General features: G+C 70.9%; 1 protein-coding gene and 1 pseudogene. Both read right to left on the bottom strand.

Annotated features, from left to right (window positions below; translation table 11 throughout):
* Positions 1–4,595, bottom strand: a pseudogene (locus SSOG_RS51395) (type I polyketide synthase); the annotation flags it as partial.
* A partial coding sequence (locus SSOG_RS29075) for a type I polyketide synthase (protein ID WP_106516474.1) occupies positions 4,484–9,718 on the bottom strand: 5,235 nt, incomplete at its 5' end. The gene SSOG_RS29075 and the pseudogene SSOG_RS51395, both read right to left, overlap by 112 nt.

Raw genomic sequence — 9,718 nt, 5'->3', positions numbered from 1 at the left:
CACGCGAACGGCAACCGGGCCTGCCCGGCCTCCTCCGCCGCCCAGAACCCGCCGAGGCCCACCGCGTGGAGTGCGGCGTCCAGCAGCGCCGGATGACAGGCGTACGCACGGGCCTCGCCCTGCTGCTCCTCGCCCAGCGCCACCTCGGCGAACACCTCGTCGCCGCGCCGCCAGGCGGACTTCAGCCCCTGGAACACCGGGCCGTACGCGAGACCGAGCGCCGCGAAGCCGTCGTACAGACCGTCGACGTCGATCGGCTCGACGGCCGTGCCGTCGACCTCCACCGGGGGCCACTGCGCCATGGTGCTCGGGGCGGTGGCGGCCGGGCCGGTGACGCCGAGCACACCGGCCGCGTGCCGGGTCCACGGCTCGTCGGCCGCGTCCTCCGGGCGCGAGTAGATGTGCAGCGCGCGCCGCCCCTCGGGGCCGTCGGGCTCGTCCACGGAGACGCGGAGCTGCACCGCGCCGCGCTCGGGAAGGACCAGCGGCGCTTCCAGGGTCAGTTCCTCGACCTGGTCGCAACCGACCTGGTCACCGGCCCGGACGGCCAGTTCGACCAGGGCCGTCCCCGGCAGCAGCACGGTGTCCATGACGGCGTGATCGGCCAGCCAGGGGTGGGTACGGAGTGACAGCCGACCCGTGAAGAGGAAGCCGTCGGAGTCGGGCAGGTCCACCGCCGCACCCAGGAGGGGGTGATCGGCGGAGCCGAGCCCGGCCGACGCCACATCGCCCACGGCCCCGGCGGGGGCCTCCAGCCAGTAGCGCTCGCGCTGGAAGGCGTACGTGGGCAGCTCGGCGCGCCGCGCCCCGGTCCCGGCGAAGAACGCCTCCCAGTCGACGGCCACGCCACGGACGTACGCACGGGCGATGGCGGTCGTCAGCGCTTCGGCCTCGGGGCGGCCCTTGCGGAGGGCGGAGGCGAAGGCGGTGTCGCTGTCGCTGTCGCTGGTCACGCAGTCCTGGGCCATGGCGGTGAGGACACCGTCCGGGCCCAGTTCGACGTAGGTGGTGACGCCCTGGGCTTCGAGCGTGCGGACGCCGTCGAGGAAGCGGACGGCCTCGCGGACGTGGCGCACCCAGAAGTCGGGCGTCGTGATCTCCTCGGCGGAGACCAGCTCGCCGGTGAGGTTCGACACGATGGGGATACGCGGGGCCTCGTACGAAATCCCTTCCGCTACCTGGCGGAACGCGTCCAGCATCCCGTCCATACGCGGCGAGTGGAACGCGTGGCTCACGGTGAGCCGCTTGGTCTTACGACCCTGCGCCTCGAAGCCCGCCGCGATCTCGACAGCGGCGTCCTCATCACCCGCGATCACCACGGAGGTGGGCCCGTTGAGGGCGGCGATGCTCACGCGCTCGGTGAGCAGCGGCGCCACCTCGTCCTCGGACGCCTGGACGGCGATCATCGCGCCACCGGCGGGCAGTTCCTGCATCAGACGGCCACGCGCCGCGACCAGCTTCGCCGCGTCGGCGAGCGACAGCACACCTGCCACATGGGCGGCAGCCAGCTCGCCGATGGAATGGCCGGACAGAAGGTCCGCCTTCAGACCCCATGCCTCGACCAGGCGGAACAGCGCCACCTCGATGGCGAACAGCGCAGGCTGCGTGAACGCCGTCTGGTCGAGTACCGAGGCGTCGTCCCCGAACAGGACCGTCTTCAGCGGCGTTTCGAGGTGCGCATCCAGCGCGTCGCACACCGCGTCCAGCGCTTCCGCGAACACCGGGTACGCCTCGTACAGCTCGCGGCCCATCCCGAGCCGCTGGCTGCCCTGGCCCGTGAACAGGAAGGCCACCTTGCCGTCGCTCACCGAGCCCTCGACCAGCCCCGCAGCCGACTCGCCCCGCGCCAGGGCGTCGAGTGCGGCACGGTCCTCGCCGACCACCACCGCGCGGTGGTCCAGCGCGGCGCGCGTGGTCGCGAGCGAGTAGCCGAGGTCGCCCGGAGTGATGTCCGGGTGCTCATCCAAGTGCGAACGGAGCCGCACAGCCTGGGCACGCAGCGCGTCGGCGGTCTTCGCCGACAGAGCCCACGGCGTGACCCCAGGCGTCCCGGCCGCCTCACGCGGCGCCTCGTCCTCAACAACTACGGGCGCCTGCTCAATGATCGTGTGGGCGTTCGTGCCGCTGAAGCCGAACGACGACACCGCCGCACGCCGCGGACGACCCGACTCGGGCCACGCGCGCGCCTCACCGAGCAACGACACCGCACCCGCGGACCAGTCGATGTGCGGCGACGGCTCATCCGCGTGCAGCGTCCGCGGCAGCATCCCGTGCCGCATCCCCATCACGATCTTGATGATGCCCGCGACACCGGCGGCGGCCTGCGTGTGGCCCATGTTCGACTTGATCGAACCGAGCAGCAGCGGCCGGTCCTCGGGCCGGTCCTGGCCGTACGTCGCAAGGAGCGCCTGCGCCTCGATCGGGTCGCCCAACGACGTCCCCGTGCCATGCGCCTCGACCGCGTCCACCTCGGCAGCGGACAGACCGGCGTTGGCGAGGGCCTGCCGGATGACGCGCTGCTGTGACGGACCATTCGGCGCCGTCAGACCGTTCGACGCACCGTCCTGGTTGATCGCGCTACCGCGCACAACGGCAAGCACCGGGTGGCCGTTCTTCCGCGCATCAGACAGCCGCTCCACCAGCAGCATGCCCGCGCCCTCGGACCAACCCGTACCGTCCGCGTCCGCCGAGAACGCCTTGCACCGGCCGTCCGCCGCAAGCCCCCGCTGACGGGAGAACTCCACAAACGGGGCCGGAGTAGCCATCACCGTCACACCGCCCGCGAGCGCCAGCGAGCATTCGCCGTTCCGCAGCGCCTGCACCGCCAGATGCAGGGCCACCAACGACGACGAACACGCCGTATCCACCGTGATCGTCGGACCCTCGAGCCCATACGTGTAAGCCAACCGACCCGAAATCACACTCGCCGCATTGCCGGTGCCGACGAATCCCTCGACGCCTTCCGGAAGCGTCGGCAGCGAGGATGCGTAGTCGTGGTACATGACGCCCGCGAAGACACCGGTACGGCTGCCCCGCAGCACACCCGGGTCGATGCCCGCCCGCTCGAACGCCTCCCACGACGTCTCCAGCAGCAACCGCTGTTGCGGGTCCATGGCGAGGGCCTCACGCGGCGAAATCCCGAAGAACGCCGGGTCGAAGTGGCCCGCCCGGTCGACGAAACCGCCCTCGCGGGAGTACGAGGTGCCGGGGTGATCCGGGTCCGGGTGGTACAGCCCGTCCAGGTCCCAGCCGCGGTCGGTCGGGAACTCGGAGATCGCGTCCCGGCCCTCCATGACCAGCCGCCACAGATCTTCCGGCGTCTCCACTCCACCCGGATAACGGCACCCAAGACCCACGATCGCGATCGGTTCATCGTCCACAGCCGACACCACGACCGGACCGGCCACCGCAGCCGCGGTCCCACCAAGCTCCGTACGCAGGAACTCCGCCAACACCACCGGCGTCGGGTAGTCGAAGACCAACGTCGCAGGAAGCCGCAGCTCACTCGCCGCACCCAACGCGTTCCGCAGCTCCACCGCCGTCAGCGAGTCAAAGCCCAGATCGCGGAAGGACTGATGCGGCTCCACGGTGTCCGTCGAGTCATGGCCGAGCACGGCCGCGACCTGGTGACGGACCAGGTCGAGCAGGACGTCGAGCTGTTCGGCCTCGCCGAGCCCGGCCAGCCGCTGCGCCAACGCACCCGACCCGGCCGAACCCTCCGCCGTACGCCGCGCCGGCGCCCGCACCAGCCCACGCATCAACGGCACCACCACACCCGACGACGCGGCCTCAGCCCGTACCGCCGCCAAGTCCAGTCGCACCGGTACGAGCAACGCCTCGCCCGCACCCCGGGCCGCGTCGAACAGCTCCAGCCCCTCGGCGGCCGACAGCGCGGCGACGCCACCCCGGCTCATCCGGGACACATCGGCATCGTCCAAGGCACCGGTCATCGCGCTGGCATCGGCCCACAGACCCCAGGCGAGGGACGTACCGGGCAGGCCACGCGCCCTGCGCTGCTGCGCCAGCGCGTCCACGTACGCGTTGGCGGCGGCGTAGTTGCCCTGCCCCGGGTTGCCGAAGACACCGGCAGCGGAGGAGAACACCACGAACGCCGACAGATCCGCGGTCGCGGTCAGCTCGTGGAGGTTCCAGGCCGCGTCGACCTTGGGGCGCAGTACGCGGTCCAGCCGTTCCGGCGTCAGCGAGCCGATTACGCCGTCGTCCAGCACACCAGCGGTGTGGACGACGCCGGTCAGCGGATGCTCGGCAGGGACGGTGGCGAGGACTGCGGCGAGCGCGTCCCGGTCGGCCACGTCGCATGCGGCCCACTGCACCTTGGCACCCAGTTCGGCCAGTTCGGCGCCGAGTTCGGGTGCACCGGGAGCCTGGTCGCCCCGGCGGCTCACCAGCAGCAGCTGACGTACGCCACGCTCCGCCACCAAGTGGCGCGCCAGCAGCCCGCCCAGCGTGCCGCTGGCACCGGTCACCAATACGGTGCCGTCGGCGTCGAAGTCAGGCACCTGCTGCTGCTCGGTGTCCACCACGGCTCGTGCCAGACGCGGCGCCCGCAGCGCACCATCCCGCACCGCCACCTGCGGCTCACCCGACGCCAGCGCGCCCGACAGCGCCACACGCGAGAATCCCGCCACATCCGGTGTTGCCGACCACGACCTCGTCCGGGTTCTCCCGACTGCAGCGAGCGCACCCAGGCCCCCACACGGCGGCGTGGGCCAGGTCGCCCACCGGGCTCGCCCGTACCGGCCGCCACGGCACCCGAGGTCAGCAGGACCAGGCGGGTGTCCGCGAAGCGGTCGTCGGACAGCCAGGACTGGAGGAGGTGGAGGGCCTGGGTGGTGGCGTCGTGTGCGGCTTGGATGGGGTTTTCCCCTAGCCCGCCCCTTCCCGAACCAATGGGCTCCGCCCCTTGACCCCGGTCCTCAAACGCCGGACGGGCTGGAGATGCCGCACCGTCGGCGTGCGGGCCGGAACGCCCTTCGGGCGTGTCCTCAATCGCCGGACGGGCTTGATTTGCCGCACCCGGGCTTTCAACTGCCGCGCCGGGAAGGGCCTGATTCGCCGCGCCCGAGCGTTCAACTGCCGCGTCCGAAAGAGCCGGATTGGTTGCGCCCGGGCTTTCAACTGCCGCGCCGGGCAGAGCCTGATTCGCCGCGCTCGGGTGTTCAACTGCCGCGTCGCCTGCGAGCGCAGCCGCCAGGGACACCACAACATACTCCGGGGACTCCGCACCCCCGTCCACCGCAGCCGCCAGCGCGTCCAAGTCCGCGTACGTGTCCAACCCGTGCGCCAGGCCGAGCGCATCGGGCCCCAGCAGCACACACTTCCCCGCCGCGCCCGCACCCGACACCTCGGCCCAGTCGACCCGATACAGCGACTCCTGGCGCCCACCACGCGCACCGCTGATCTGCTCGGCCACCACCGGCCGCAGCACCAACGAGTCCACCGACAGCACGGCACGACCCGCACCATCAGCCACCGCCAGCGATACGGCGTCCGTACCGGCCGCAGCCAACCGCACCCGCAGCACCGACGCACCCACCGCGTGCAACGACACCCCGGACCACGAGAACGGCAACCGAGCGCCCTCGCCCTCGATCAGGCCACCCAGACCCACCGCATGCAGCGCCGAATCCAGCAGCGCCGGATGCAGACCAAACGCACCCGCCTCGGACCTCGCATCCTCCGGCAACTCCAGCTCGGCAAAGACCTCATCACCCAGCCGCCACGCAGACGTCAACCCCTGGAACACCGGGCCATACGCCAGCCCCAGACCCGCCATGCCCTCGTACAAACCGTCCAGCGCAATCGGCGTCGCCCCCACCGGAGGCCACACACCCAGATCGGACGGCGCAGCCGGGGCGGCCTCTGCCAGAGCACCCGAGGCATGACGCACCCACGGCTCATCCTCAAGCCGCGAGTACACCTCGATCGAACGACGCCCGGCACCATCAGCAGCGGCCACCGACACCTGAAGCTGAACGCCACCCACCTCAGGAAGCACCAACGGCGCCTCCAACGTCAGCTCCTCCACCAGGCCACACCCGACCTGGTCACCAGCATGAACCGCCAGCTCGACAAAGGCCGTACCCGGCAGCAGCACCGAACCCATCACCGCGTGATCGAGCAGCCACGGATGCGTCTGCACCGACAACCGCCCCGTCAGCAGCAACCCGTCACCACCCGCGAGCGGCACAGCAGCCCCCACCAGCGGATGGTCCATGTCGGCCAGTCCGAGCCCGGCCGTGCCCGCGACGCCGTACGCCGACGCCTGCGGCCAGTACCGGCGGCGTTGGAAGGCATACGTGGGCAGCTCGACGCGCGCAGCGCCCGTACCGGCGAAAACGGCATCCCAGTCCACCGCCACGCCCCGCACATGCGCCCGCGCGACAGCCGACACCAACACCTCGACCTCGGGACGGCCCTTGCGGCAGACGGACGCGAACGCCACCTCGTCCCCGGTCACGCACTCCTGCGCCATGGCGGTGAGCACACCGTCGGGACCCAGTTCGACGTACGTCGTCACGCCCTGCGCTTCAAGCGTCCGGACGCCGTCCAGGAAACGCACGGCCTCGCGGACATGCCGCACCCAGAAGCCGGGGTCGGTGATCTCCTCGGCCGACACCACGTCACCGGTCAGGTTGGACACGATCGGGATGCGCGGAGCCTCGTACGAAAGCCCCTCCGCGACCTCGCGGAATGCGTCCAACATGCCGTCCATACGCGGCGAGTGGAACGCGTGGCTGACCGTGAGCCGCTTCGTCTTACGACCCTGCGCCTCAAACGACGCCGCGACCTCAACCACAGCATCGTCGTCACCCGCGATGACCACCGACGTGGGCCCGTTGAGGGCCGCAATGCTCACCCGCCCACCGAGCAGCGGCAGCACCTCGTCCTCCGACGCCTGGACGGCGATCATCGCGCCACCGGCCGGAAGCTCCTGCATCAGACGGCCACGCGCCGCGACCAACTTCGCCGCATCCGCGAGCGAGAGCACACCCGCCACATGCGCGGCAGCAAGCTCGCCAATGGAGTGCCCCGACAGGAAGTCCGCACGCAGACCCCACGCCTCCACCAGCCGGAACAACGCCACCTCGACCGCGAACAGCGCAGGCTGAGTGAACGCCGTCTGATCCAAGACCGCCGCGTCATCACCGAACAGCACCGTCTTCAGCGGCTGCTCAAGATGCCCATCCAACGCATCGCACACCGCATCCAACGCCTCCGCGAACACCGGATAGGCGCCATACAGCTCACGACCCATCCCGAGCCGCTGGCTGCCCTGCCCCGTAAACAGGAACGCCACCTTGCCGCCCGCCACCGAACCCTCAACCAGCCCCGCAGCCGACTCACCCCGCGCCAGCGCCTCCAGGCCCGCAACCAGCCCAGCGCGGTCCTCACCAACCACCACCGCGCGGTGGTCCAGCGCGGCCCGCGTGACCGCGAGCGAGTAGCCGAGGTCGGTCAGCGGCAGCTCCGGCCGCTCCTCCAGGTGGGCGAGCAGCCGTACGGCCTGCGCACGCAGCGCGTCCGCGGACTTGCCGGACAGAGCCCACGGCGTGACGCCAGACGCCACGGCCACATCACGCGGCGCCTCGTCCTCAACAACAACCGGCGCCTGCTCAATGATGGTGTGCGCGTTCGTGCCGCTGAAGCCGAACGACGACACCGCCGCACGCCGCGGACGACCCGACTCGGGCCACTCCCGCGCCTCACCGAGCAGCGACACCGCACCCGACGCCCAGTCCACGTGCGGCGACGGCTCATCGACATGCAAGGTCCGCGGCAACACCCCATGCCGCATCGCCATGACCATCTTGATGATGCCCGCGACACCGGCCGCGGCCTGCGTGTGGCCCATATTCGACTTGATGGACCCCAGCCACAGCGGCCCGTCGGCCTCCCGCTCCTGGCCGTACGTGGCCAGCAGCGCCTGCGCCTCGATCGGGTCGCCCAGCGACGTACCCGTGCCGTGCGCCTCCACCGCGTCCACCTCGGACGCCGAGACACCGGCATTCGCCAGGGCCTGCCGGATGACGCGCTGCTGCGACGGACCATTCGGCGCCGTCAGACCATTCGACGCGCCGTCCTGGTTGATCGCAGAACCCCGCACCACCGCCAACACCGGATGGCCATTGCGACGCGCATCAGACAGCCGCTCCACCAGCAGCATGCCCGCACCCTCGGACCAACCCGTGCCATCAGCATCCGCCGAGAACGCCTTGCACCGGCCGTCCGCCGCAAGCCCACGCTGACGACTGAACTCCACAAACGGCGCCGGAGTAGCCATCACCGTCACACCGCCCGCGAGCGCCAGCGAGCATTCACCGTTCCGCAGCGCCTGCACCGCCAGATGCAGGGCCACCAACGACGACGAACACGCCGTATCCACCGTGATCGTCGGACCCTCGAGCCCGAACGTGTAAGCCAACCGACCCGAAATCACACTCGCCGCGTTCCCCGTACCGAGGAAGCCTTCGACGCCTTCCGGCACGCGCTCCAGCAGCGAGGCGTAGTCGTGGTACATGACGCCCGCGAAGACACCCGTACGGCTGCCCCGCAGCACACCCGGGTCGATGCCCGCCCGCTCGAACGCCTCCCACGACGTCTCCAGCAGCAACCGCTGCTGCGGGTCCATGGCGAGGGCCTCACGCGGCGAAATCCCGAAGAACGCCGGGTCGAAGTGGCCCGCTTCCTCCACGAAGCCGCCCTCGCGGGCATAGCTCGTACCGCTGTGGCCGGGGTCCTCGTGGAAGAGGCCGCCCAGGTCCCAGCCGCGGTCGGTCGGGAACTCGGAGATCGCGTCCCGGCCCTCCATGACCAGCCGCCACAGATCCTCCGGCGTCTCCACTCCACCCGGATAACGGCACCCAAGACCCACGATCGCGATCGGCTCGTCATCCGCAGCCGACACCACAACCGGGCCGGCCACCGCAGCCGCAGTCCCACCAAGCTCCGTACGCAGGAACTCCGCGAGCACCACCGGCGTCGGGTAGTCGAAGACCAACGTCGCAGGCAACCGCAGCTCACTCGCCGCACCCAACGCGTTCCGCAGCTCCACCGCCGTCAGCGAGTCGAAGCCCAGTTCACGGAAGGAACGACCGGGCTCGACCGTCTCCGGACCGGCATATCCCAGCACCGCCGCGACGTTCGAGCGGACCAGGTCGAGCAGCAGGTCGAGCTGTTCGGCCTCGCCGAGCCCGGCCAGCCGCTGCGCCAACGCACCCGACCCGGCCGAACCCTCCGCCGTACGCCGCCCCGGCACCCGCACCAGCCCACGGAACAGCGACGGCAGCGCGCCACTGCCCGCCTGCGCGCGGAGCGCGGCCATGTCCAGCGACATCGGTACGAGCAGCGGTTCACCGAAGCGACCCGCGGCGTCGAACAGCTCCAGCCCCTCGACGGCCGACAGCGCGAGCACACCGCCCCGGCTCATCCGGGACACATCGGCATCGTCCAAGGCACCGGTCATCGCGCTGGAGTCCGCCCACAGGCCCCACGCCAGCGACGTACCGGCCAGACCACGCGCCCTGCGCTGCTGCGCCAGGGCGTCCAGGAAGGCATTGGCGGCGGCGTAGTTTCCCTGACCGGCGTTGCCGAAGACACCGGCAGCCGACGAGAACACCACGAACGCCGACAAGTCCAGGTCAGCGGTCAGCTCGTGCAGATTCCAGGCCGCGTCCACCTTCGGACGCAGTACGAC

The organism is Streptomyces himastatinicus ATCC 53653 (assembly GCF_000158915.1).
GTDB classification, from domain to species: Bacteria; Actinomycetota; Actinomycetes; order Streptomycetales; family Streptomycetaceae; genus Streptomyces; species Streptomyces himastatinicus.
Note: the sequence above shows the minus strand (reverse complement) of the source record. Positions and strands in the feature narration are given on the sequence as shown.